The following is a 24,756-nucleotide window of genomic DNA, read 5'->3' on the forward strand; positions in this document are numbered from 1 at the left end:
CGCCCGTGCAGGGTTTTCACGCAGCACAAGGCGCGGGGAAATCCGTTCGGGCAGGATGAGAACACATTAGGCACGTTTACCCAGGTGCCCCAAACTTCTTGGATAAACGTTACAGAGGATTTACTCGAGAGGCTCCAGATGTGGCAATCTGACAAGTCGTCGCGGCCCGGGGGTCTCGCGGACTGGACATATCCTCCGATTCTCGGGCCGTCCGAACGGTATCCGCGGACGCGCCTGGTCTGGGAGATCGTCCTCGTCCTGCTGGTCAGCGTGGGCCAGTCGGCGATCTACTCGATCGTCTCGTTCATCCGCGCAGCGACCCGTGCTCCGATCTCCCAGCAGCAAACGCAGCTGAACCCCTCGCGCAGCGCCGAGCCGCTGTGGGACGCGATCTACCAGTTCCTCGACATCTTCTTCTCGCTCGCCCTGGTCGCCCTGGCGTTGTACCTGCTGTGGGAGCCGGCGAAGAACGCGCTGCGGCGCATCGGGCTCGACTTCCGGCGCTTCGGCTCCGACCTCGCCCGCGGGCTGTTGCTGGTCGTGCTCATCGGTGCACCCGGCATCGGCGTCTACGCGATCGGGCGCGCGATCGGGCAGAGCATCACGGTCGTGCCGGCACCGCTGGATTCCTCGTGGTGGGTCGTCGCCCTGCTCGTGCTGGCCGCGCTGCGCGCGGGGCTCACCGAGGAGGTCATCTTCCTCGGATACCTCTTCGACCGCCTCCGCCGGCTCGGATGGTCGTGGACGGGGATCATCGTCTCGACCGCGCTCCTCCGCGGCAGCTATCACCTGTACCAGGGCTGGCCGTCGGCGCTGGGCAACGTCGTGATGGGCCTCGTGTTCGGGTGGTGCTACAAGCGCTGGGGGCGGGTCATGCCGCTGGTCGTGGCCCACACCGTGATCGACATCGTCGCTTTCGTCGGCTATCCGCTGGCGGCGGCGTGGTGGCCGGGGATCTTCGCCCCGCCCGCGTCCACCCCGACCCCGAGCGCGACCCCCACTCCCGCCGGCTGAGGCGTCGTCGGAGCGGACGGCTCGCCGCCTCGGCGGCATCCGGGTCCTGTGATCAGCGCTGGGGCGGCGACCAGGTCCAGAACGCCGGCGGCACGCCGTCGGGCTCGGAGGTGTATGCCACTCCCCCGACGCCCTCGGCGGTCACCACCGCACCGGTGCGCTCGAGCAGGGGCACGCCCGCGAAAGCCGCGAACAGGGAGCGGTCGATCTCCTTGGCCTCCGAGAGGACGTCGACCGGGTCGGTGTGCACGGTCAACTGCTCGAACAGCTCGTCGGTGTTCGGCCCGTCGACGCCCTCGGCCAGTCGGTCCCGCGCCGAGCGGTAGAGGCTCTCGTCCTCGCCGACCCAGGCCAGCGTGGCATCCGCCTCTTCCGGCGTGGTCGCGAGACGGACGGCGATGCCGGCCCGGGCGCCCATCGACACCAGCCGCGGGAACACCTGCGCTGAGACGTCGTCGGTGGTGTCGTAGGCCACGCGCAGCACCGCAGCCCGGTCGCCCAGGGCGTTCCGCGCGCCGTCGACGTCGCTTCCGGTGCCGGGGGCGCCGTTGCCGGAGACGAGGTCGGCGTAGAGCGAACCGGCGGCGGGCGACGACAGGAACGACTGCAACGGCTGCGCGTCGGGGCGCACGGCCCCCAGCACGTCCTGCACGAGGGAGGACCGGTCGATGGCCAGCGTCATCGCCTGACGCACATCGGATGCCGTGCCGTCGGCGAAACGCAAGTGCAGCGTCTGCGTGGTCGGACCGACCTGCACCTGGTACCCGGCTTCGGCCAGGGTCTTGCTCTCGGCGACGTCGATGTCGCCGACGTTCGCGACGTCGACCACACCGGCCTCGACGGCGGACAGCTGCGCCGCGCGGTCGGGGAAGAACCGCACGGTCAGTTCCTCGAGGCCCGGGAAGTGGGTGCCCTGGTAGGAGTCGCGGCGCACGAGCTGCACGGTGTCGGCTGTGATCTCGCTCACCGTCCACGGTCCGGCCGAGACGACGCTCGCGGGGTCGGGGGTGGACCCGGCCGCGACATCGAAGCCGGTGTTCCACGTCTGCGCCGCGGCGAGCAGGACGGGGTTCGGCGTCCGCGGCTCCTCGGGGTCGCCGGCCGGAGTGGTGAGGATGGCGGTGAGGAGGTCCTTCTCGCTGACGCCCGCGCGCTGCGCGACGACGTGCACCGGTCGATCGAGCAGCCACTGCCGGTTCCAGTCCGCGAACGGCTGGTCGTAGGTGAGGGTCAGCGTGTCGTCGGCCCGGTCGATGCGGGGCCGGGCGGTGCGCGCGTTCGGGTCGGCCGGCATGGCCGTGTCGAAGTACCGGGTCCCCGAGACGACCTGGCCGGTCGCGTCGTAGGTCGCGTCGTCGAAGTAATGCGAGGTGACGGCCCATCCGAAGAGCAGGTCGTCGAGGGTGACCGGGGTGCCGTCCGACCACACGCGGTCGGGGAAGAGCTCGTAGCTCACCGTGAGCGGGTCGCCCTGCACGCGGGTGATCCGCCCCAGACCGTCGTTGGGCACGACCTGGAGGTCGCCGTCGAGCGAGCCGAGACGTTCGTCGAGAAGCGCGGACAACGCCCGGTTGGCGGGGGTGTTCCCCGTGGCGCTGGCCGCATTGAAACTGGTGAGCGAGCCGACGACACCGAGGGTGAGACTCGTGGGCGCCTCTTCCACGGGTGCCGGGGCGGGCTCCGGCGCCGAACAGCCGGCCAGCACGACACCGGCGGCCGCGAGCAGCGCCAGCATCCGTCCTGCACCGCGTCGTCGAGTCGGTCGAGGAACGTCGTTCAGCCCAGCGTGGTGCACAGGGGGCACTTTACTAAACGGCACCTGTGGGATCCCCGGTGGAACCGTGGGGCGCGGAGACGACGCGACGGCGGACCCGGATGCCGGGGTCCGCCGTCGCGGCGGTACTCAGGCGAACGCCTCCGGAGGAGGGCACGAGCACACGAGGTTGCGGTCGCCGTAGGCCTGGTCGATGCGGCGCACCGGCGGCCAGTACTTGCCGCGGATGAGCGAGCGCACGGGGTACACGGCAGTCTCGCGCGAGTAGGGGTGCTCCCACTCGCCCATCACCACGGTCTCCGCGGTGTGCGGGGCGTTCACGAGGGGGTTGTCGTCGGCGGGCCACTCCCCCGCCGCCACCGCGAGGGCTTCCTGCTTGATCGCGATCATGGCATCCACGAACCGGTCGAGCTCGGCGAGGTCCTCGCTCTCGGTCGGCTCGACCATGAGGGTGCCGGCGACCGGGAACGACATCGTCGGGGCGTGGAAGCCGTAGTCGATGAGGCGCTTGGCCACGTCGTCGACGGTCACGCCGGTCTGCTCCTTGAGGGGGCGCAGGTCGAGGATGCACTCGTGCGCCACGAGGCCGCCCTCGCCGGCGTAGAGCACCGGGTAGTGCTCGCGAAGGCGCGCCGCGATGTAGTTCGCCGACAGCACCGCGGCGGCCGTGGCCTGACGCAGCCCCTCGGCGCCCATCATGCGCACGTACGCCCACGAGATCGGCAGGATGCCGGCGGAGCCGTGCGGGGCGGCCGACACGGGGCCGCCGTCGAACACGCCGCCCGCGTGCTCGGCGCGCTGCGAGAACGGATGCGAGGGAAGGAACGGCGCGAGGTGCGCCTTCGCCGCGACCGGACCGACGCCCGGTCCGCCACCGCCGTGCGGGATGGCGAAGGTCTTGTGGAGGTTCAGGTGCGAGACGTCGCCGCCGAGGTCGCCGAAGCGGGCGAAGCCCAGGAGCGCGTTGAGGTTGGCGCCGTCGACGTACACCTGACCGCCGGCGTCGTGCACGGCCTGCGTGATCTCGAGCACGTCGTGCTCGTACACCCCGTGCGTCGAGGGGTACGTGATCATCAGGGCCGACAGCTCGGCCGCGTGCTGGGCGATCTTCGCGCGCAGGTCGCCGAGGTCGACGTTGCCGGCCTCGTCGCACGTGACGACCACGACCTTCATCCCGGCGAGGATCGCCGATGCGGCGTTCGTGCCGTGCGCCGACGACGGGATGAGGCACACCGTGCGCTCGGCGTCACCGTTGGCGAGGTGGTACCCGCGGATCGCGAGGAGTCCGGCAAGCTCGCCCTGGGATCCCGCGTTCGGCTGCAGCGACACCGCGTCGTACCCGGTGACCTCGGCCAGCCAGCGCTCGAGCTGCTCGATCATCTCGAGGTAGCCGCGCACGTCGGCCTCGGGCGCGAAGGGGTGCACGCGCGAGAACTCGGGCCACGACACGGCCGCCATCTCGGTCGCCGCGTTCAGCTTCATCGTGCACGAGCCCAGCGGGATCATGCCGCGGTCGAGGGCGTAGTCGCGGTCGGCGAGCGACTTCAGGTACCGCATCATCGCCGTCTCGCTGCGGTGCGCGTGGAAGACGGGGTGCGTGAGGTACTCGTCGTCGCGGTGCAGGGTGTCGTCGACATCGCGCAGCGCCTCTCCCTCCGGCAGGTCTCCGGCGGCGAGGCCGAACGCGTCCAGGACGGCCGAGAGGTCGGCATCCGTCGTCGTCTCATCCACCGAGACGCCCACGGTCGCGTCATCGACCCAGAGCAGCTGGTAGCCGCGCTCGCGGGCGCGGTCGACCACGTCCTGCGCGCGCCCCGGCACGTGCACGCGCACGGTGTCGAAGAACGCGTCGCTCACGAGGGTGAGGTCGTACGAGCGGAGGGCGGATGCCAGGACATCGGCCTTCTGCGCCACCCGCGTCGCGATCGCGCGAAGCCCGTCGGGCCCGTGGTACACCGCGTACATCGCGGCCATGACGGCCAGCAGCACCTGCGCGGTGCAGATGTTCGACGTGGCCTTCTCGCGGCGGATGTGCTGCTCGCGTGTCTGTAGCGACAGGCGGTAGGCGGGGGCGCCGACGGCATCCTGTGACACGCCGACGAGGCGACCCGGGAGCTGACGCTCCAAACCCGCGCGCACGGCCATGTAGCCCGCGTGGGGTCCACCGAAGCCGAGCGGAACGCCGAAGCGCTGCGTGGTGCCCACCGCGACGTCGGCGCCGAGGGCGCCGGGCGAACGCAGCAGCGTGAGGGCCAGGAGATCGGCGGCGGCGATGACGAGCCCGCCGACGGCGTGCACGGCCTCGGCGACGGCGGAGAAGTCCCAGATACGCCCGGTGGCGCCGGGGTACTGCACGAACGCGCCGAACGCCTCGGGCAGCTCGCCCTCGAATGACGTCTCGACGATCCGGATCCCGACGGCCGCTGCACGGTGGCGGAGAAGGGCCGTGGTCTGCGGGAGGGCGTCGGCGTCGACGAGGAAGACGTCGGTCTTCGCCTTCGACGCGCGGCGGGCCACGAGCATGCCCTCGACGACAGCGGTGGACTCGTCGAGCATCGACGCGTTCGCCGTGGCAAGGCCCGTCAGGTCGGTGACCATCGTCTGGAAGTTGATGAGCGCCTCGAGCCGGCCCTGGGAGATCTCGGGCTGGTACGGCGTGTAGGCGGTGTACCAGGACGGGTTCTCGAGGACGTTCCGCGCGATCACCGACGGCGTGAGCGTGTCGTAGTAGCCCAGGCCGATCATGGGACGGGCCGAGCGGTTGGCCGTCGCCAGTTCGCGCAGCTCCGCCAGAGCCTCCGCCTCGGTCGCGGCGACGGGGATCTCGCTCGTCTCGCGCGGGGCGACATGGATGGATGCCGGCACCGCGGTCTCCACGAGCGCCTCGACGCTGTCGTAGCCGACGACCTCGAGCATGCGGGCCTGCGCGTCGGCGTCGATGCCGATGTGGCGGTCGGTGAAAGCGGCGGGTGCGCCGACGGCGCTGCGAAGAGGAAGGACGGAGGTCATGCGGTGAGGTCCTCGTAGGCGGCGCGGTCGAGGAGGTCGGCCGGAAGCTCGCCCTCGACGCGGATCTTGATGAGCCATCCGCCGGCGAAGGGCTCGGCGTTGACCAGCGAGGGATCGTCGACGACGGCGTCGTTGATCTCGACGACCGTGCCGGTGAGCGGGGCGTAGAGCTCGCCGACGGACTTGGTCGACTCGATCTCGCCGCAGACGTCGCCCGCGGTCACCGCGGAGTCGGCGCCGGGGAGCTCGACGAAGACGACGTCGCCGAGCTTGTCGGCGGCGAAGTCGGTGATGCCCACGGTGGCGACGTCACCGTCGATCGAGATCCACTCGTGCTCGGACGTGTAGCTGAGGGCGGTGAGGTCGGTCATGCGTTTCTCCGATAGAAGGGAAGGGCGGTGACGGTCGCGGGGATGCGCGTTCCGCGGACGTCGATGGTCAGTTCGGTTCCGAGTTCGGATGCCACGGGCGCGACGAACGCCATCGCGACGGGGTGGCCGAGGGTGGGGCTGAGGGCGCCGCTGGTGATCTCGCCCACGACGTCGTCACCGTGCAGCACGGCGTAGCCCGCGCGGCCGGCGCGTCGTCCCTCCGACACGAGGCCCACGAGCACGGGGGCGTCGGCGGGGCCCGACGACAGGCCGTTCTTTCCGACGAAGGCCTCCTTGTCGACCGCGACGACGCGGCCGAGGCCGGCTTGAGCGGGGACGATGTCGCGCGAGAGCTCGTGGCCGTACAACGGCATCCCGGCTTCGAGACGCAGGGTGTCGCGCGACGCGAGTCCGCACGGGACGAGACCGCTGTCGGCACCCGCGGCGAGCGCGGCATCCCAGAGGGCGGCCGCCCGCGCGGTCGGGATCATGAGCTCGTACCCGTCTTCGCCGGTGTACCCGGTGCGCGCGATGAACAGCGGGGCGCCGTCGAACGTGCCCTCGGTCCAGGCGTAGTAGCCGAGGTCGTCGAGGGCGGTTCCGGTGACCTCGACGCCCGGGGTGGAGTTCAGGATGCCACGAGCCGCGGGGCCCTGGAGGGCGATGAGGGCGTAGTCGTCGGTGACGTCGGCGACGGTGAGGCCGGTGGAGCCGGCGACGAAGGCGACGGGGCGGGCGCCGGTCCCTTCGCCGAGCTCAGGGACCTCGGTTGCGGCGACGGCAGCCGCCGCGGAGCCCGCACGGGTGGCGGCGCCAGCCTCGGCCCCTGAGTCAGCCTCGGCGGAGCCCGTCGAAGCGTCCGAGGCGGGGCGCCAGGTCGCCTGCGCGGTCTCGAACGCCGCCGCCACGGCATCCCGGTTGCCGGCGTTCGAGATGACGAGGAAGCTCTGCTCCCCCGTGCGGTAGACGATGACGTCGTCGACGATCCCGCCGCTCGCGGCGAGGACCAGCGAGTACTTGGCCTTGCCGATCTTCATGGTCGACAGGCGCCCGGCGAGCGCGTAGTCGAGGAACGCCGCAGCGCGGGCACCGTCGACGCGGAACTCGGCCATGTGCGAGATGTCGAACAGCCCCGCGGCGGTACGCACCGCGTGATGCTCGGCCAGGTCGGAGGTGTAGCGCACGGGCATGTTCCAGCCGCCGAAGTCGGTGAACGAGGCGCCGAGGGCCTCGTGCCGATCATGCAGCGGCGAGGTGCGCGGTGGAGCGGGGGTTTCGGTCATGAGTTCTGCCGTTCGCGATGACGGACAGACGCCGGTCGGCGCCTGGAGAACTCCCCCTCTGTCATGGGCCTGAGAGTTTCACTGCCGCGTCATGGACGCGCAGCTTTCACCGTCGGCGGATCCGGCGCGGTGCACCCGGATCACTTTCCAGAGTGGCCCGATCGACGCGGTACGCGTACCTGAGAGATTGGCGGGGAGGCTTGCTCCTTCGGTGCCCGGCTGCGTTCGCCGGAGCTCTCCCGCATCGATCATGGGGCCGGTGTGGACTTGTGGGGTCAGCCTAGCGGAGCTCGGCTCGGCGTCGTGAGATGTTCAGCCGTTGTCCTGTTTGCGGATTGCGTCGGCGTCGCCCGGGACGCAGAGGGATTCGCCGGCGATGTAGTAGTTGCCGGGGGCCGTGGAAAAGCTGAGACCCTCGACCGGCCCACCACATCCGCCGATCCGGATTTCGCGCCGGCCCCTCGCCGTCGTCGCGGATCAGCCCCGCGTGCAGCTTCCGGATGCCACGGGCGTCGACAGGGCGTCGATCTGCGCCATGACCGGGAGGAGCTCGGCGGGCGTCATCGCGTAGCCGACGTTGTCGTCGGTGTCGGAGCGGGCGAAGACGATGCCGGCGACCTCTCCGGCCGTGGAGAGCAGGGGACCGCCGGAGTTGCCGGGGCGCACGATCCCGGCGATCGCGTAGATGTCGCGCGGAGCGGAGGACCCGTTGTAGATGTCGGGAACGGGCACCGTGCCCTCCGAGAGGATCTGCGCGCTGCCGGAGGTGAAGGGACCACCGCCCGGGTAGCCCTGCACCACGGCGGAATCTCCGACGGCGAGCGCCGACACGATGGGCAGGGGCGTGGCATCCAGTTGGTCCACCGAAATCACGGCGATGTCGTCGATCGGGTCGAAGTAGGTGACGCGGCCCTCGCGCGCGGGCTGGCCGGGGAGCTCGACCACAGGAGTGTCGACGCCCGCCACGACATGGGCGTTGGTGAGGATGCGGTCGTCGGCGACGACGAAGCCCGAGCCGCTCGAGGTGATGCCGCACGCGTAGGCGGTGCCGGAAATGCGGGCGACGGACTGCGCCGCCTGGGTGAGGGCGGGGTCGTCGAGCGCGATCTCGGGCGTGCGGGGCACGGGGCCGATCTGGATGAGCGAGCCGAAGCTGGGAATGCCGCCCGCGAAGACCGTTCCGCGCAGGTCGGCGAGCGCGGTGCGCACCGGGGCGGGAGTGAGGTCGTCGATCGTGCGGACCACCGTCGACGAGCCGAGAGCCGCAGAGACCACGGGCAGGCCCACGGGGGTGAGGGATCCGGCGAGGAACGAGATCGTGAGGGCCGCGGCGGCGACGTTGACCACCCCGCCGAGCAGGCGCTCGGGCACGCGCAGTCTGATGCGGTCGGCTCCGCGGCGGAAGAACCCGCCGATGGCGCTGCCGAGGCCCGAGCCGATCATCAGCAGGAGGATGCCGGCGAGGATCATCGCGGGACCACGCCACGCGGGGTCCGTGACCCACTGTCCGACGAAGGGCGTCACCCAGTACGCGGCGACGGCGCCGGCGGCGAGGCCGGCAAAGAAGCCGATCGTGGCGAGGAAACCGCGTGACAGGCCCACGATGAGAGCGATCGCCAGAAGGGCGATCAGAACGATGTCGATGATCGCCATCCGACCTCCTGAGTCCGCTTCGAGGCTAGGCGGCGCATCTGGGAGAACCCTTTCGACGCGCGGCGACCCAGGCCGTCTCTCGGCCGCCTCGCTCGAGGAACGGCGTTCCGCGCGACACACGCGGTGTCTCGCCGTGTTTCGCCAGAAGCAGCGTTTGTCACGGAATCATGAGCGGATTCGCCCTTCGGGTCGAGACGACACTAAGATCGGTCGCGGAGATATGGTCACCATGACAAGAACCCCCCAGCCCGAGTCCCGCGACGCCGACGTGCGCGTCGCGGTGTCGACCGTGATCTTCAGCGTGCGCCGCGACGCCGACGACGAGCCCGTGCTCTCGCTCCCCCTCGTCCGCCGCACCCGCGACCCGTTCGACGGCCGGTGGGCGCTGCCCGGCGGATGGCTGGATGCCACCGAGGGCCTGGACGCGGCGGCATCCCGGACCCTCGCAGAAACCACCGGCCTCACGCCCAGCTATCTCGAGCAGCTGTACGCGTTCGGAGCGGTGGACCGCTCCCCCACGCGCGTCGTGTCGATCGTCTACTGGGCGCTGCTGCGCTCGGACGAGGTCGACGCGCAGGTCGCCGCCCACGCGAGAGAGGGCGACGCCCCCGAGAACGTCGAGTGGTTCGACGCGACCGACCTGCCGACGCTCGCGTTCGACCACAACGACATCGTCGAGTACACGCTCTGGCGCCTGCGCAACAAGGTCGGCTATAGCCGCATCGCGCACGGGCTGCTCCCCGACGAGTTCACCCTCGCCGACCTGCGCGAGGTCACCGAGACGATCCTCGGCAGACGCCTCGACCCGGCCAACTTCCGTCGGCAGGTCGACACCAGCGACACCCTCATCCCCACCGAGCGCTTCCGCACCGGAAGCCACCGCCCCGCCCGCCTCTACCGCTACAACCGCGACGTGGAGCTCGCCGATCGCGGCCCGCTCCCGTCCCGTCACTGATCGGAAACGCCCATGTCCGCCACCCCCCTCACCCTGCAGCCCCGTCCCGCCATCGACCCCAGCGTCGACCACGCCATCCAGGCGATCGTCGCGGGTGCGTCGACCGATGCCACCTGCACGACGGATCTCGCCGTGGGCCCCTGGGACTTCGACACGCGCCCCGGCTACGGCCCGGGCTCATCGATGGGCGACGTCATCCCCACCGGCGCCCCGCGCCAGGGCGAGCTGCCGCAGGAGTACCGCGACGCCCCCGACGACGAGCTGGACGCGCGAATCCGGGCGGCCAAGACGACGCTCGGCGAGCGCGTCGTCGTGCTCGGGCACTTCTACCAGCGCGAAGAGGTGGTGCGTCACGCCGACTACGTGGGCGACTCGTTCCAGCTCGCGAACGCCGCGAAGGATCGCCCCGAAGCCGAGGCGATCGTGTTCTGCGGTGTGCACTTCATGGCCGAGACCGCCGACCTGCTCTCGCGTCCCGAGCAGGCGGTCATCCTGCCGAATCTCGCCGCCGGCTGCTCGATGGCCGACATGGCCGACATCGACCAGGTCGAGGAGTGCTGGGAGCAGCTCGAAGACGTGCTGGGCGGTCTGGAGACCCCGGATGCCGAGGGCCTCGTCCCCGTCGTCCCGGTGACGTACATGAACTCCAGCGCCGCCATCAAGGGCTTCGTCGGCCGTCACGGCGGCATCGTCTGCACCTCCTCCAACGCACGGACGGTGCTCGAGTGGGCGTTCTCGCGCGGACGGCGCGTGCTGTTCTTCCCCGACCAGCACCTCGGCCGCAACACCGCGAAGGCCATGGGCGTGCCGCTCGAGAAGATGCCGATGTGGAACCCGCGCAAGCCGCTCGGCGGCTCGTCCGACGCGCAGCTGATCGACAGCCGCGTCATCCTGTGGCACGGCTTCTGCTCGGTGCACCGCCGTTTCACCGTCGACCAGATCGACAAGGCCCGCGCCGAGCACCCCGGGGTGCGCGTGATCGTGCACCCCGAGTGCCCGATGGACGTGGTGGATGCCGCCGACGAGGCGGGTTCCACCGACATCATCCGCAAGGCGATCGCCGCGGCCACCGAGCCCACGACCTTCGCCGTCGGCACCGAGATCAACCTCGTGCAGCGCCTGGCCGCGCAGTACCCGCAGCACGAGATCTTCTGCCTCGACCCGGTCGTGTGCCCCTGCTCGACCATGTACCGCATCCACCCCGGCTACCTCGCGTGGGTGCTCGAGTCGCTCGTCGCGGGCGAGGTCGTGAACCGCATCACGGTCCCGGCCGAGGTCGCCGAACCCGCGACCGTGGCGCTGGAGCGCATGCTCGCGGCGAAGCCGAACGGCGCGGTGAAGTGACCACCGTCGTCGTGGTGGGCAGCGGCATCGCCGGTCTCACGGCGGCGTTGCACGCGCACGAGGCCGGATGCCGGGTCACGGTCGTCACCAAAGGCGCCCTCGTCGACACGAACACGCGCTGGGCGCAGGGCGGGATCGCCGCCGTCACCGACCCCGACGACACCGTCGCCTCGCACGCCGCCGACACGATCACCGCGGGCGCGGGTCTGAACGACCCCGACGCCGTCGACGTGCTCGTCGGCGAGGGCCCGGCGCGCATCGCCGAGCTCGTCGCGCGCGGCGTGGGCTTCGACCGGACGGCGGACGGCGACTTCTCCCGCGGCCTCGAGGCGGCGCACGCCGTCGCCCGCGTCCTGCACGCCGGCGGAGATGCGACGGGTGCCGCGATCCAAGCGGCGCTCGGCGACGCCGTCCGCGCGGCGGGGATCCCGGTGCGCGAGCACGCGCTCCTCCGCGACCTCGTCATCGAGGACGGCCGAGTCACGGGCATCGAGCTCGCCGACGGCGAGCGGCTCACCGCCGACGCCGTGGTGCTCGCCACGGGCGGGGCGGGTCAGCTCTACGCCCACACCACCAACCCCCTCGGCGCCACCGGCGACGGCATCGCCGCGGCGATCCGAGCGGGTGCCGCCGTCGCCGACCTCGAATTCGTGCAGTTCCACCCGACAGCGCTCGCCGCGGGGGCGCCGTTCCTCGTATCGGAGGCCGTCCGCGGCGAGGGCGCCGTCCTGATCGACGACGCCGGGCGCCGCTTCGCGTTCGACGCCCACCCCGATGGGGAGCTGGCCCCCCGCGACGTCGTGGCCCGCGCGAACGCACGCGCCATGGCCGCTCAGGACGGCCACCCGGTGCGCCTGGATGCGACCGCCCTCGGCCCCGAGCGCCTCGCTCGGCGCTTCCCCACGATCGACGCCGCCGTGCGCGAGCGGGGGCTCGACTGGGCGCACGTGCCCATCCCCGTCACCCCCGCGGCGCACTACCTCATGGGCGGTGTGGTGACCGACCTCGACGGGCGCACCACGGTGCCGGGACTGTACGCGGTGGGTGAGACGGCGCGGACGGGTGTGCACGGCGCGAACCGGCTGGCATCCAACTCCCTGCTCGAGGGTGCGGTCTTCGGCGCGCGCGCCGGGGATGCCGCCGCCCGCGACCGGGACTGGCCCGTCGCCCCGGCCGTCCCCGCGCGGCCCGCGCCCGTGGCGGTCGACACCGACGCCCCGGCGTTCTCCCGTTCGGCTCTGCAGCGGCTCATGTGGGACGACGCGGGACTCGTTCGCGATGCGGCCGGGCTCGACCGTGCGGCGGCGACGCTCGCGGCCTGGCGCTCCCCGGGCCGCCTCTCCGCCGTGGAGGACGACAACCTCCTCCTCGTCGCGACCCACGTGGTGGATGCCGCGCGGGCGCGCACCGGGTCGGTCGGCGCCCACTATCGCTCCGATGCCGTCCAACCGGCATCCATCCCCGCACCTTCGGAGGTCCTCGCATGCTGACCCGCGCCACCATCGACCGCGTCGTCTCCGCCGCTCTCGAGGAGGACGCCCCCTGGGGCGACCTCACGAGCGAGACCCTCATCCCCGAGGACGCCACCGCGCGCGCCGAGCTCGTCGCGCGCGTCGACGGCGTCTTCAGCGGGGCCGCGGTGTTCGCCGCGGCCTTCACCCTCACCGATCCCTCGGTCACCGTCGAGCAGCGCGTCGCCGACGGCGCGCGCTTCTCCCCCGGTGACACCCTCGCTGTCGTCACGGGCCCCGCCCGGGCGGTGCTGACCGCCGAGCGCATCGGGTTGAACTTCGTGCAGCGCATGTCGGGCATCGCGACCCTCACCAGCCGCTACGTCGCCGAGGTCGCGCACACCGGCGCCCGCATCGTCGACACCCGCAAGACCACGCCCGGGCTCCGCGCGATCGAACGGCAGGCGGTGCGCGACGGCGGCGGACACAATCACCGCTTCTCGCTCTCGGATGCCGTGATGGCCAAGGACAACCACCTCGCCGTTCTCACCGCGAACGGTCTGTCGGTCACCCAAGCCCTCGAGAGCGCGATCGCGCGGCTGCCGCACACCACCCACGTCGAGGTCGAGGTCGACCGACTGGAGCAGATCGACGCCGTGCTGGCCGCGGGCGTGGGGACGATCATGCTCGACAACTTCTCGCTCGACGACCTGCGCACCGGCGTCGCCCGCATCGCCGGAGTGGCACAGGTCGAGGCCTCCGGCGGGGTCACCCTCGACACCGTGCGCGCCATCGCCGAGACCGGCGTCGACGTCATCTCGGTCGGCGCGCTCACGCACTCGGCATCCGCCCTCGACCTCGGCCTCGACATCCGCATCGAGACGGCGTGAGCCTCTACCTCGACAACGCCGCGACCACGCCCGTGCGCCCCGAGGTGCTCGAGGCGATGGCCCCGTACCTCACGCGGTACTTCGGCAACCCGTCGAGCCGTCACGAGGTCGGCGAGGCGGCGGCATCCGCCCTCGACGACGCCCGCGCGCGGGTCGCCGCCGTCCTCGGCATGCGCACCGGGGACGTGACCTTCACTTCCGGCGGCACGGAATCCAACAACGCGGCGATCAAGGGCATCACGTTGGGGTCGGGAAGGAAGCACCTCGTCACGACGGCGATCGAGCACGAGTCGGTGCTCGCCTCCGCCGAGTACCTCACCCGCCTGCACGGGGTCGCGGTGACGCACGCGCCGATCGACGACACCGGAACGCTCGCCCCCGACGCCCTCGCCGCGAGCCTGCGCGACGACACCGCGCTCGTGAGCGTCGGATACGCCAACAACGAGATCGGCACGGTCCAGGATGCCGCCGCCCTCGCCGCCGTCGCACACGGACGCGGGGTGCCCCTGCACCTGGATGCCGTGCAGGCCGCCGGGTGGCTCCCCCTGTCGGGGCTCGGAGCGGATGCCGTGACCATCGCCGGACACAAGATCGGCGCCCCCAAGGGCACCGGCATCCTGGCCGTGCGCGGGCGACTGCCCTTCGAGCCCCTGCTGCACGGCGGCGGGCAGGAGCGCGGGCGGCGTTCGGGGACGCCGGACGTCGCGGGAGCGGTCGCCCTCGCCACCGCCCTCACCCTCGCCGAGGCGGAGCGAGCGGAAGAGGCCGCCCGGGTGACGGCGCTGCGCGAGGCGTTCATCGCCCGCGTCCTCGCGCTGGTTCCCGACGGGCGCGTCACCGGTCACCCGACGCGGCGCCTGCCGGGCACCGCGAGCTTCGTCTTCCCCGGCACGAACGGCGAGACCGTCCTGCTCGAGCTCGAGCGCCGCGGGGTGGTCTCCTCGAGCGGTTCGGCCTGCGCCGCCGGCAGCGACGAAGCATCGCACGTACTGCTCGCGATCGGCCTCGACCACGATCTGGCCCGCACCGCCGTGCGCTTCACCCTGCCGCACGGGATCACGGCATCCCTCGATCCCGTCGCCGATGCGGTCGCCGCGGCCGTGACGGCCGTAGGATCGCGCGGGTGAGCTCCACCCCGGTCACCGTCATCGTCCCGGGCTTCGACGTCGCCGAGTACGCGGCCGAAGCCCTCGATTCGCTCCGTGCGCAGACGCACGCGCACTGGACGGCGGTGCTCGTCGACGACGCCTCGAACGACGACACGGCCCGGATCTTCGCCGATGCGGAAGCCGACGATGCCCGGTTCCACCTCGTGCGGCACGCGGAGCAGCGCGGCCTCGGCGCCGCGCGCAACAGCGGTCTCGCGCGAGTCGAGACGCCGTACACCGCGTTCCTCGACGCCGACGACATCCTCCGCCCGGACGCCCTCACCCGCCTCGCCGACACCCTCGACCACACCGGCAGCGACTTCGTCGTGGGCGCGTACGTGCGTCTGCGACCGGATGCCGAGGGCTCCGGGTACACCGCGGGCGACGTGCAGCCGTGGGTGGCAGCCGCCACCGACCCGGCGCGGTCCCGGACCACGCTCGCGCAGCACCCCGCGGCATCCGGGAACATCGTCGCGTGGTCCAAACTCAGCCGCACCGCCTTTTGGCGCGAGCACGGGCTGCGTTTCCCCGAGGGGCGCTATTACGAGGACCAGGTGCTCGCGCAGCGCATGTACACCTCTGCGGCGGCGTTCGATGCGATCCCCGACGTCATCGTCGAGTGGCGTCAGCGCCGCGACGGCGGGTCGATCACCCAGCGCCTGGGCGAGGTCGACGTGCTACGCGACTACCTCGAGGCCCTCGGCGAAGGGATCGCCGTGCTGCGGGCCGCGGGCGCCGACGCCGCGGTCGAGGAACGGGGGCGACTGATCCGCACGCTCGACCTGCCGCCGCTCCTGCGCATCGCCGAGACGCATCCGGACGCGACGTACCGCATCGCGCTCGAGGCGTTCGTGGAGTCGCTGCCCGGCTGAGGACGGGGGCGACCGCCCACGGGCCGGCCCGTGCACAACGGCGGAGCGCTGGCTCGACACGTCGGCACCGGATGCCGGAACGCGGCGAGTCGAGACGAAACGCCACCCTTGTTCCCGGGGCGCGGCCGGGTCGACCTACGCCGGCGCCTCGTCGGCGCGACGGGCGGGGAGGGCCGCACGCGCCAGGCCCGCCTCGTCGAGCTGCTCCTCGGCGAGTACGAACGACGCCGCCAGCTGTTCGGCGGCCAGGCTCGCGTACAGGCCGCCGCGGGCGAGCAGCTCGCTGTGCGTGCCGGATTCGACGATGCGCCCGGCATCCACCACGTGAATTTGGTCGGCGCCGATCACGGTCGACAGCCGGTGGGCGATCGAGAGGGTGGTGCGGCCGTGCGAGGCGGTCTCGAGCGCTTCCTGCACGATGCGCTCGGAGACGGTGTCGAGGGCGCTCGTCGCCTCGTCGAGCAGCAGCACGGGCGGGTCTTTCAACAGCACGCGCGCGATCGCGATGCGTTGCTTCTCGCCGCCGGAGAGACGGTATCCGCGTTCACCGACCACCGTGTCGTATCCGGCCTCGAAGCCGGCGATCACGTGGTGGATGTTCGCGGCCCGACACGCGGCCTCGATCTCGTCGTCGGTGGCGTCGGGGCGCGCGTACCGGAGGTTCTCACGGACGGTGGCGTGGAAGAGGTAGGTCTCCTGCGACACGATGCCGATCTCGTCGATGATCGAGGCGCGCTCGAGCGAGCGCACATCGGCCCCCGAGAACATCACCGCTCCCCCCGTCGCCTCGTACATGCGCGGCGTGAGGTAGAGGATCGTCGTCTTCCCCGCCCCCGACGGACCCACGAACGCGACGTGCTGACCGGGCTCGACCGTGAACGACACGCCGTCGAGCGTCGGCCGCGCCTGCGCGGACGCGTCAGGGTAGCGGAACTCCACGTCGCGGAACTCGATGCGGCCGAGCGGCCCGGGCGCGGCCGCGACGGGCAGGGCGCCGGGCGCGTCGACGATGGCGGGGCGCAGGTCGAGGTACTCGAAGATGCGGGCGAACAGCGCCGACGACGTCTGTACGTCGAGCGCGACGCGCATGAGCCCCATCAGCGGCATGAGCAGACGCGCCTGCACGGTGGTGAAGGCGACGATGGTGCCCGCCGTGATCGCGCCCGCTCCCCCGCCGATGAGGAAGCCCGACACCAGGTAGATGACCGCGGGGACGCTCGACATGATCACCTGCACGACGGCGAAGAATCCCTGACCGCTCATCGCCCGACGCACCTGGAGCCGCACCTGGTTGTCGTTCTCGGCGTCGAAGCGCGCCGATTCGGTGCGCTGACGGTTGAACGACTTCGACAGCAGGATGCCGGAGACGCTCAAGGTCTCCTGCGTGATCGCCGACAGCTCCGACAGGGACTCCTGCGTCTCGCCGGCGATGCGCGCGCGCACCTGGCCGACGCGCCGCTGGACGAAAAGGAGGAACGGCATCAGCGCAACGGCGATGAGGGTGAGACGCCAATCGATGAGGATCATCGCCACCAGGGACGCGATGACGGTGACCGCGTTGCCGAGGATGCTGGTGACGGTATTCGTGAGCACGCCCGAGACGCCGCCCACGTCGTTCTGGAGTCGCGATTGGATGACGCCCGTCTTCGTGCGCGTGAAGAACCCGAGCTCCATGTTCTGGAGGTGGTCGAACAGACGGGTGCGCAGGTCGCCGGTGACCCGGTTGCCCACGGTGGCGGTGAGCCAGGTCTGGCCGACGTTGAGCGCGGCGGAGACGAGGAACAGGCCGATCATGACGCTCACGAGGATCGCGAGGAGGCGCAGATCGGGGTTCGAGCCGTCGACGGGGAACAGTGCGTCGTCGAAGATGCGCTGCACGAGAAGCGGGGGGACGACGGCGACCGCCGCGCCGACGACCACCAGCAGGGCCGTGAAGGCGATGCGCCCACGGTAGGGACGGAAGAGCTCGACCACCCGGCGGCCCAGGTTCGCCACCCGCGGCGCCTGAGCGTTGCGTTTGCGCTGCATGTCGGCATCCACGCCGCGGAACATGCTCCCGCCCCCACCGCCCATGCTCATGCCGGCCAGCCTACGTCCGCCCACCGACATCGAGCCGCGGACCGGCGATGTCGGAACCGCCCGATAGGGTCACTTCCGGGTCGCCTGCCATCCGATCGTCTCGGTGTCGGAATATCCCGGGCCGCGCGCCCGTTGTGACCCTCGCAGTCGCCCTCCGTGGCGCCACGAAGCCCCCCGCACGTAAAGGACCTCGTCATGGCCGCCACCGGCACCATCCCCGTCTCCCGACCTGAGACCGCGTCGGCACCGTCGCACCGCCCCGGTCCGGTCATCGCCCTTCTCGTGGTCGCCGCGTTCGTCGTCATCCTGAACGAGACGACCATGTCGGTCGCGCTCCCGGCGATCATGTCCGACTTCGGCGTGAGCGCCGCCACCGGTCAGTGGCTCACCTCGGCGTTCCTGCTGACGATGGCCGTCGTGATCCCCCTGACCGGCTTCCTCCTCGAGCGTTTCCCGATCCGCCTCGTGTTCTTCGGCGCGATGGGCGTCTTCGCCCTCGGAACCCTCGTCGCCGCGATCGCGCCGGCGTTCGGGGTGCTCCTCGTAGGCCGCATCGTGCAGGCCATGGGGACCGGCGTCATGATGCCCCTGCTCTTCACCACCGTGCTGAACCTCGTCCCGGCCAACAAGCGCGGCCGCGTCATGGGCGTCGTCACCATCGTCATCGCCGTCGCGCCCGCCGTCGGCCCGACCGTCTCCGGTCTCATCCTCTCGGCCCTCACCTGGCACGCGATCTTCTGGCTCATCCTGCCCATCGCGCTGGTCTCCATCGCGCTCGGCGCCCGGTGGGTCCGAAACGTCACCGAGACCCGCCCCGACGCACGCTTTGACGTGCTGTCCGTCGTCCTGTCGGCCCTGGGCTTCGGCGGCCTGGTCTACGGCCTGAGCGCGATCGGCGAATCGGCGTCCGGCCACGCCTCCGTTCCGGTCTGGATCCCCCTCGCCGTGGGCGCGGTGTTCGTCACCGCGTTCGTCCTGCGCCAGCTCCGCCTGCAGCGCGCGAACTCCGCCCTGCTCGACCTGCGGGTCTTCCAGAGCGGCTCATTCCGGCTCGCCGTTCCGCTCGTTGCAATCGTCATGGCCGCGCTGTTCGGCTCGCTCATCCTGCTGCCGATCTTCCTGCAGCAGGCGCTCGGCCTCAGCAGCCTCACCGTGGGTCTCATGCTGCTGCCCGGCGGTGTGCTCATGGGCGTCATGGCGCCCATCGTCGGCCGCCTCTTCGATCGCTTCGGGCCGACTCCGCTCGTCATCCCCGGGATGCTGATCGCGGCCGCGGTGCTGTGGACCATGGCGCTCACTTTCGGCCAGAGCACGCCCGTGTGGTGGATCGTCACGGTCTACCTGGCCCTGAACCTCGGGCTCGGCCTCGTCTTCACGCCGCTGATGACCTCCGCGCTCGGCTCGCTCCCCCGTCGGCTCTACTCGCACGGCAGTGCCGTGGTGGGCACCGCTCAGCAGGTCGCCGGCGCGGCCGGCACGGCCGGTTTCGTGGCCATCATGACCGTCTTCTCCAGCGCCGCCCTCGCCGATGGCGCGGACCAGGCCGCTGCGGTGGCGTCGGGCGTCCACGCGTCGTTCCTCGTCGGCGCGGTGATCGCGTCCGCCGCCGTCATCCTGGCGTGCTTCGTGCGCAAGCCGGCCGAGTCGGAGGAGACCGAGGTTCCCGTCGCCGCGCACTGACGGCCGCGGCCCGCGGCGAGAGCAGCCCGCGCGAGCGGAGGCTCGGATCAGAGTGAGCAGGAACCGCCGCCGCAGCACTGCGAGGCGGCGGGGGTGTCGTCGTCGGTCTCGACCGCCGGGGCGTTCAGCAGCGTGAGCAGCGGCGTTGACGCGGGCTTCGTGTCGGACGTGGTGTCACCGGACATGCGCTCCATGCTACGCCTGCGCGCGAGGGCGCGGGCCGCCGCGTCCCTCGCTCCGAACGCGCGACGTCTACGTCTCCCGCGCCCGTGTGAACCCCTACCGATTCGGCGTACCCCGGCTAACCCCTGTGCACGGCATCCGCAACCCCCGCCCCCGGTCGACGCCGCGTTCCTAGCGTGGGAGCACCCCATCGACAACGAAGAGAGGCGTATCCATGACCGATCTCAGCGGTAAGCGCATCGCATTCCTGGCCACCGACGGTTACGAAGACAGCGAACTCACGAGCCCGTGGGAGGCCGTGACCTCCGCCGGCGCCGAGGCGGTGCTCGTCTCTCCGAGTGAGGGCAGCATCAGCGGCGAGAAGGGCCACGAGCAGAAGGTCGACCTCGCCGTCTCGGGCGCCTCCGCGGGCGACTTCGACGCCCTCGTGCTTCCGGGGGGCGTGCAGAACGCCGACGACATCCGCATCGTGAAGGATGCCGTGTCCTTCGCCCGCGACTTCTTCGACCAGAAGAAGCCCGTTGCCGTCATCTGCCACGGCGGGTGGATCCTGACCGAGGCCGACGTGCTGAAGGGCCGCACGCTGACCAGCTACCCGACGCTGCAGACCGACCTCCGCAACGCCGGCGCCACCTGGGTCGACGAAGAGGTGCACGTCGACCAGGGCCTCGTCTCGAGCCGCAATCCCGACGACCTCCCCGCGTTCAACGCGAAGCTCCTCGAAGAGGTCGCCGAGGGAAAGCACTCCGGCCAGACCGCCTGAGCGCGTTTCTCGAAGGGTCCCGGACTCTGGTTCGGGGCCCTTTCGCGTGCCCGAATCGCGATCAGCCGCCCTGGCACGACGGGCACCACTGGCCGCCGCCCTTGGTCCCCGGGACGTCCTCGATCACGCCGCCGCAGCCGGGACACGGCTCGCCGGTGCGTCCGTGCACCTGCATCGCGGCGACCTTCGCGGCCTTCTGCTCGGCGATCGGCACGCCCCGCCGCGCGGCCACGGCCGCCGAGAGAGTGTCGTGCAGCGCCGCGAACAGCCGCGACACCTCGTCCGAGCTCAGCGACGACGCGTGAGCGACCGGTGCGAGTCGCGCCGCGAAGAGGATCTCGTCGGAGTACGCATTGCCGATCCCGGCCAGCGTCTCCTGCTCCTGCAGCAGGGCCTTGAGCTGCTTGCGTCGCCCGCCGAGCGCCTTCTGCAACATCTCGCGCGAGAAGGCGGGGTCGATGGCATCCGGGCCCAGCTTGGCGACCGCCGGGACCTCGGCCGGGTCGTCGACGAGGTGCAGCTGCGCCGAGAGCCAGTCGCCGGCGTCGGTGATGCCCAGCACGCCGTTGTCGAAGACCACGCGCGCGATCACGGCGGCGACCGGGGATGCCGCGGGTTCGGCGGCCTGCTCCCCCGGGTCTGCGTCGTCGTCGGTCCACGTCGCCCACCCCGCCCGGCCGAAGCCGAGCGAGAGATGCACGCCGTCCAGGTCGAGGTCGATGTGCTTGCCGTAGCGGACCACCGCGGTCACCCGGCGACCCACCAGCTGGTCGAGGGGGCGGGCGCGTGTCTTCCACGCCCGCCCCTCGACGAGCTCGGTGCCGACGACCTCGTGACCGATCAGGCGCTCGCGCAGGAACAGCGCAAGCGCCTCGACCTCCGGGGCTTCGGGCATCGGCGGATACCGCTCAGGCCCCGGGCTCCGACGCCGTGGGCGTCGCGGCGGAACCGGCGGGTGCCGGGGATGACGACGTGTCGGCGTCCGGACGACGCACCGACTCGGCGAACGCGTCGGCCACGGCGCGTCCCTGGATGATCTGCGTCAGGTCGATGCCGGTCGCCGCCTTCACCGCCTCGAACGACGAGCGCAGGCCCGTCGCCGACTCGGTCGCGAGGTGTCCGCTCGCGCCCTCCCCGCCGAGCACCGTGACGTTGCCGACGCGGTCGTAGCCCTTGGCGAACTCGGCCATCATCGGCACGAGAGCCTCGAGCGCACGCTGGGCGAGCAGAGCTTCCTGGTTGTGCGACAGCGCCTCGGCCTCGGCGCGGATGGCCTCGGCGCGGGCCTCACCGGCCAGGCGCACGGCCTGTGCGTCGGCTTCGGCGCGCACGCGCACGGCGGAGGCCTCCTGCTCGGCGATCTGGGCGCGCGCCTCGGCCGCCTTGATCTGCGCGTACGCCTCGGCGTCCGCATCCTTCTGGCGCTGGTACAGGTCGGCGTCAGCGACGCGCGAGACCTCGGACTCCAGGCGGGCCTGCGTGTTCTGCGCCTCCTGCTGCAGAACGGCCTGACGACGCTCGGCGCGGGTCAGGGCCTCGGCCTGCTCGGCTTCGGCGTTGGCACGGCCGACCTCGGCCTTGGCCGCGGCGCTGTTCTTGTCGAGCTTCGTCTGCTCGATGAGGTTCGCCTCGTCGGTGGCGATCTGGCGCGCGCGGATCTCGCGCACCGCGTTGATGCGGGCGACCTCCGCCTCGCGCTTGACGCGCTCGACCTCGGTCGCGCCCAAGGCCGCGATGTAGCCGTTGCCGTCGGTGACGCCCTGGATCTGGAACGAGTCGAGGATGAGACCCTGCGACGACAGGTCGCCCTTGATCCCCTCGGCGATCTGATCGGACAAGCGCTGCCGGTCGCGCATGAGCTCTTCGACGGTCAGCGTCGCGACCACGCCGCGCAACGCACCCTCGAGCTGCTCGGTCGTGAACTGCTCGATGGCCTTATCCTGCGAGGCGAAGCGCTCGGCCGCGCGGCGCACCGACTCGGGGTCGGACCCGATCTTCACCAGGGCCACACCGCTGACGTTCACGGTGACGCCGTTGGACGACTGGGCGGTCGGCTCCATCTTGATCTGACGGGCGCGCAGCGAGATCATCTCGCCGCGCTGGGTGAGCGGGTTGACGATCGCGCCGCCACCGGTGATGACGGTGATGCGGGAAGACCCGCCGTCCGCGCCCTTCTGACGCTTACCGACGATCACCAGAGCTTCGTCGGCCTTGGCGACCCGGTACCAGCCGCGGATCAGCCCCGCGATGATAAGGAAGACGACGATGACGACGACGAGTGCGATGACCACGACGATGCCGATCGCCCCCAGAGCAGCAAATTCCATGGTTCTCCTTCGACAGGCACCGCCGAGGACGGCGGCGCGGGGGAATTCCCTCCAACCTATCCGGGGTCCCGCGGGCGCTGTCCAGCCCCGCAGCGCACGATCGGCGTCCCCGACGGGCTGGGGAGGAGCGTACCGTTGAGGGTGAGGCGGCCCGAACCGCCGAAGAAGGGTCCCCCATGAAGATCGTTTCGTCGCAGGACTGGCGGGATGCCATCCGCTTCGACGCCCCCGTCCTCGTCGCCGACGTCGTACCGGGCGAAGCCACCCGTTGCGTCGCGTGCGGCACCGACGGCCCGCTGTACGAGCGCACCGAGCTGTGGGCGGTCAAGCACCGCCACCCGAAGCACCACGGCGGATTCGTCCGCTTCTACTGCGAGGCCCACAAGCCGGCCGCCCCGCCCCCGCCGCCCGCCCCGACCATCGAGATGCGTCGCGCGCGCGCCGCGGCTCCCAAGGCCGAGCGGCGCAGCACGACCCCGAAGCCCACGCCGATCACGGACCGGCCGACGCGGGCGATGTGCCCCGACTGCTTCGTCGAGGTCTCGGCCGGCGGCGACTGCGGCATGTGCGGAGCGCAGGTCGTCTGACCCACCGTCCCCACGAAGAACCGCCCCGGATCACTCCGGGGCGGTTCTTCCGTTGCCGGAGTCTCAGCGGGCCGAGATCGTCCAGCCGGCCTCGTGCGAGGCCCCGGGGTCGAGCGAGACGACACCCGTGGCGAAGTCGTAGGCGTCGTCGTTGAAGGCGTCGGGCGCGCAGGTCATGGGTTCGACCGCGAGTCCGGCCCGATGTCCGGGCGTCCCGGGCCCGGCGGGCAGGTCGGCGGTGTGGATCTGCACCCACGAGCAGTCCGCAGCCCAGCTCATCGCGACCCCCGTACCCGAGGGATCGGTGACCGTCACGGTGGCGCGGCCGTCGGCATCCCGGATCAATCCGGTGTAGGCGTGGTCGATCTCGACCGCACCGAGCACGCGCTCCTGGCGGTAGTCGAAGCGTTCGGCGTCGACCTCGACGGATGCCAGGGCGACAGGTGCGAGCCGGTCGGGCGTGACCTCCAGCACGGTGTCGGCCGGAAGCGAGAGCGTCCACTCGTCGAGCGACGCCGGACCCGCGACGAGGTACGGGTGCGGGCCGGTCCCCCACGGCGCCGGGGTGTCGGAGAGGTTGGTCGCCCGGACGGTCTGCGTCAGACCGTCCGCGCCTAGGCGGAACGTGGTCGACACCACGAGCCACCACGGGTATCCGGCCTGAGCGTTCACCGTCGCGGTGAGGGTGACGGCGTCGTCGGAGGCGTCGAGCACGTTCCAGTCGACCCACGACAGCAGCCCGTGCAGGGCGTGGCCGCGGTTCGGCTCGGTGAGCGGCAGCTGGTGCTCCTCGCCGTCGAAACGATGGATGCCGTCCACCACGCGGTTCGGCCACGGCGCGAGCGTCGTGCCGCGGTAGGCGGGACGCAGTTCGTCGGCCTCGAAGGGGACGACGAGGTCGCGGCCGTGGAAGGTGAGCGAGCGGAGGGACGCGCCGACACTGGCGATCGCGGCTTCGTAGCCGTGGGCGCGCAGGACGACGGGGGTGCCCGAGACCAGCGTGGGGGTCTCGGTGGGAACGGCAGCGGTCATTCCGCCATTATCGCGAACGCGGGCGCCCGCCCCCGGCATCCGTGTCGCAAACGACGAATGCCCCGACCGCGAGGATCGGGGCATTCGGGGAGGGCGACTTACTTGAAGGCGTCCTTGACGTTCTCGCCGGCCTGCTTGGCGTGGGCCTTGGTCTGGTCCGCGTGGCCCTCGGCTTCGAGGCGCTCGTTGTCGGTGGCCTTGCCCGTGGCTTCCTTCGCCTTGCCCGCGATGTTCTCAGCGGCGTTCTTGATCTTGTCGTCGAGTCCCATGTCGGCACCTCCCGTATAGGTTTCCGGGTATCTCCCGATGTGCATCAACGCTAGATCCGCCGTCGCAGCAGG

The 24,756-nt window shown here is 71.4% G+C and carries 21 protein-coding genes and 1 riboswitch; of the genes, 10 read left to right on the top strand and 11 right to left on the bottom strand.

Annotation, left to right across the window (positions count from 1 at the left end; all coding sequences use genetic code 11):
* The first annotated feature begins 138 nt into the window (after positions 1-138).
* Complete coding sequence (locus B0B15_RS11840) at positions 139-1,014, top strand: CPBP family intramembrane glutamic endopeptidase (RefSeq protein WP_083708992.1); 876 nt, start codon at positions 139-141, stop codon at positions 1,012-1,014.
* A 52-nt stretch (positions 1,015-1,066) separates the two neighbouring features.
* On the opposite strand, the gene B0B15_RS11845 is transcribed toward B0B15_RS11840, so the two are convergent.
* The 5 genes from B0B15_RS11845 to B0B15_RS11865 all read right to left on the bottom strand — a co-directional run bounded on the left by B0B15_RS11845 (position 1,067) and on the right by B0B15_RS11865 (position 9,104).
* Positions 1,067-2,749 (bottom strand): ABC transporter substrate-binding protein, encoded by a 1,683-nt coding sequence (locus B0B15_RS11845; protein WP_076676289.1) that lies wholly within the window; start codon positions 2,747-2,749, stop codon positions 1,067-1,069.
* A gap of 168 nt (positions 2,750-2,917) precedes the next feature.
* On the bottom strand, positions 2,918-5,797 hold the full coding sequence (gene gcvP / locus B0B15_RS11850; protein ID WP_076676291.1) for an aminomethyl-transferring glycine dehydrogenase: 2,880 nt from the start codon (positions 5,795-5,797) through the stop codon (positions 2,918-2,920).
* Positions 5,794-6,168, bottom strand: a complete 375-nt coding sequence (gene gcvH, locus B0B15_RS11855) for a glycine cleavage system protein GcvH (RefSeq protein WP_076676293.1) — start codon at positions 6,166-6,168, stop codon at positions 5,794-5,796. Before gcvH ends, gcvP begins: the two co-directional genes overlap by 4 nt.
* Entirely contained in the window at positions 6,165-7,451 is a 1,287-nt protein-coding gene (locus B0B15_RS11860) for a glycine cleavage system aminomethyltransferase GcvT (protein WP_076676295.1), read from the bottom strand. Before B0B15_RS11860 ends, gcvH begins: the two co-directional genes overlap by 4 nt.
* 157 nt (positions 7,452-7,608) lie before the next feature.
* Positions 7,609-7,703: riboswitch (glycine riboswitch) on the bottom strand.
* 225 nt (positions 7,704-7,928) lie between these two features.
* Positions 7,929-9,104 (bottom strand): MarP family serine protease, encoded by a 1,176-nt coding sequence (locus B0B15_RS11865; RefSeq protein WP_076676297.1) that lies wholly within the window; start codon positions 9,102-9,104, stop codon positions 7,929-7,931.
* Positions 9,105-9,333: 229 nt separating this feature from the next.
* Here B0B15_RS11865 and B0B15_RS11870 point away from each other — a divergent pair, with 229 nt between their 5' ends.
* The 6 genes from B0B15_RS11870 to B0B15_RS11895 are packed head-to-tail and all read left to right on the top strand — an operon-like array spanning position 9,334 to position 15,764.
* A complete protein-coding gene (locus tag B0B15_RS11870) occupies positions 9,334-10,059 on the top strand; it encodes an NUDIX hydrolase (protein WP_076676505.1) in 726 nt (241 codons plus the stop codon).
* 12 nt (positions 10,060-10,071) lie between these two features.
* Positions 10,072-11,403, top strand: a complete 1,332-nt coding sequence (gene nadA / locus B0B15_RS11875; RefSeq protein ID WP_076676299.1) for a quinolinate synthase NadA — start codon at positions 10,072-10,074, stop codon at positions 11,401-11,403.
* Positions 11,400-12,893 carry an L-aspartate oxidase gene (nadB, locus tag B0B15_RS11880; protein ID WP_076676301.1) on the top strand — a complete coding sequence of 498 codons (1,494 nt, stop codon included), beginning with the start codon at positions 11,400-11,402 and terminating at the stop codon, positions 12,891-12,893. The genes nadA and nadB overlap by 4 nt, the downstream gene beginning before the upstream one ends.
* Entirely contained in the window at positions 12,887-13,744 is an 858-nt protein-coding gene (gene nadC, locus B0B15_RS11885; protein ID WP_076676303.1) for a carboxylating nicotinate-nucleotide diphosphorylase, read from the top strand. Before nadB ends, nadC begins: the two co-directional genes overlap by 7 nt.
* On the top strand, positions 13,741-14,871 hold the full coding sequence (locus tag B0B15_RS11890; RefSeq protein ID WP_076676305.1) for a cysteine desulfurase family protein: 1,131 nt from the start codon (positions 13,741-13,743) through the stop codon (positions 14,869-14,871). Before nadC ends, B0B15_RS11890 begins: the two co-directional genes overlap by 4 nt.
* The gene (locus B0B15_RS11895; protein ID WP_076676307.1) at positions 14,868-15,764 is read left to right on the top strand and encodes a glycosyltransferase family 2 protein; all 897 of its coding nucleotides are present in this window, start codon (positions 14,868-14,870) and stop codon (positions 15,762-15,764) included. Before B0B15_RS11890 ends, B0B15_RS11895 begins: the two co-directional genes overlap by 4 nt.
* Before the next feature lie 135 nt (positions 15,765-15,899).
* Here the strand turns inward: B0B15_RS11895 and B0B15_RS11900 are convergent, their stop codons facing one another.
* A complete protein-coding gene (locus tag B0B15_RS11900; protein WP_076676309.1) occupies positions 15,900-17,843 on the bottom strand; it encodes an ABC transporter ATP-binding protein in 1,944 nt (647 codons plus the stop codon).
* Between the two features lie 195 nt (positions 17,844-18,038).
* On the opposite strand from B0B15_RS11900, the gene B0B15_RS11905 reads away from it, so the two are divergent.
* Positions 18,039-19,523 carry an MDR family MFS transporter gene (locus B0B15_RS11905; RefSeq protein WP_091366468.1) on the top strand — a complete coding sequence of 495 codons (1,485 nt, stop codon included), beginning with the start codon at positions 18,039-18,041 and terminating at the stop codon, positions 19,521-19,523.
* Positions 19,524-19,570: 47 nt separating this feature from the next.
* Here B0B15_RS11905 and B0B15_RS16520 read toward each other — a convergent pair whose 3' ends face one another.
* Positions 19,571-19,708: a hypothetical protein gene (locus tag B0B15_RS16520; protein ID WP_176776628.1), complete on the bottom strand. Its 138-nt coding sequence runs from the start codon at positions 19,706-19,708 to the stop codon at positions 19,571-19,573.
* A gap of 212 nt (positions 19,709-19,920) precedes the next feature.
* Between B0B15_RS16520 and B0B15_RS11910 the strand changes: the two genes are divergently transcribed.
* Complete coding sequence (locus tag B0B15_RS11910; protein ID WP_076676311.1) at positions 19,921-20,469, top strand: type 1 glutamine amidotransferase domain-containing protein; 549 nt, start codon at positions 19,921-19,923, stop codon at positions 20,467-20,469.
* A gap of 61 nt (positions 20,470-20,530) precedes the next feature.
* Here the strand turns inward: B0B15_RS11910 and B0B15_RS11915 are convergent, their stop codons facing one another.
* Both B0B15_RS11915 and B0B15_RS11920 read right to left on the bottom strand, forming a co-directional pair.
* Positions 20,531-21,364 (bottom strand): Fpg/Nei family DNA glycosylase, encoded by an 834-nt coding sequence (locus B0B15_RS11915; RefSeq protein ID WP_076676313.1) that lies wholly within the window; start codon positions 21,362-21,364, stop codon positions 20,531-20,533.
* A 13-nt stretch (positions 21,365-21,377) separates the two neighbouring features.
* Positions 21,378-22,796, bottom strand: coding sequence for an SPFH domain-containing protein (locus B0B15_RS11920; protein WP_076676315.1), 1,419 nt, complete (start codon positions 22,794-22,796; stop codon positions 21,378-21,380).
* A gap of 176 nt (positions 22,797-22,972) precedes the next feature.
* Between B0B15_RS11920 and B0B15_RS11925 the strand changes: the two genes are divergently transcribed.
* Positions 22,973-23,383: a glucose-6-phosphate dehydrogenase gene (locus tag B0B15_RS11925; RefSeq protein WP_076676317.1), complete on the top strand. Its 411-nt coding sequence runs from the start codon at positions 22,973-22,975 to the stop codon at positions 23,381-23,383.
* A gap of 63 nt (positions 23,384-23,446) precedes the next feature.
* Here B0B15_RS11925 and B0B15_RS11930 read toward each other — a convergent pair whose 3' ends face one another.
* Both B0B15_RS11930 and B0B15_RS11935 read right to left on the bottom strand, forming a co-directional pair.
* On the bottom strand, positions 23,447-24,415 hold the full coding sequence (locus B0B15_RS11930) for an aldose 1-epimerase family protein (protein WP_076676319.1): 969 nt from the start codon (positions 24,413-24,415) through the stop codon (positions 23,447-23,449).
* Between the two features lie 98 nt (positions 24,416-24,513).
* Positions 24,514-24,684, bottom strand: a complete 171-nt coding sequence (locus tag B0B15_RS11935) for a CsbD family protein (protein ID WP_076676321.1) — start codon at positions 24,682-24,684, stop codon at positions 24,514-24,516.
* Between the last annotated feature and the right edge of the window lie 72 nt (positions 24,685-24,756).

Origin of the sequence: Microbacterium sp. RU1D (genome assembly GCF_900156435.1) — a bacterium.
Classification (GTDB): Bacteria; Actinomycetota; Actinomycetes; order Actinomycetales; family Microbacteriaceae; genus Microbacterium.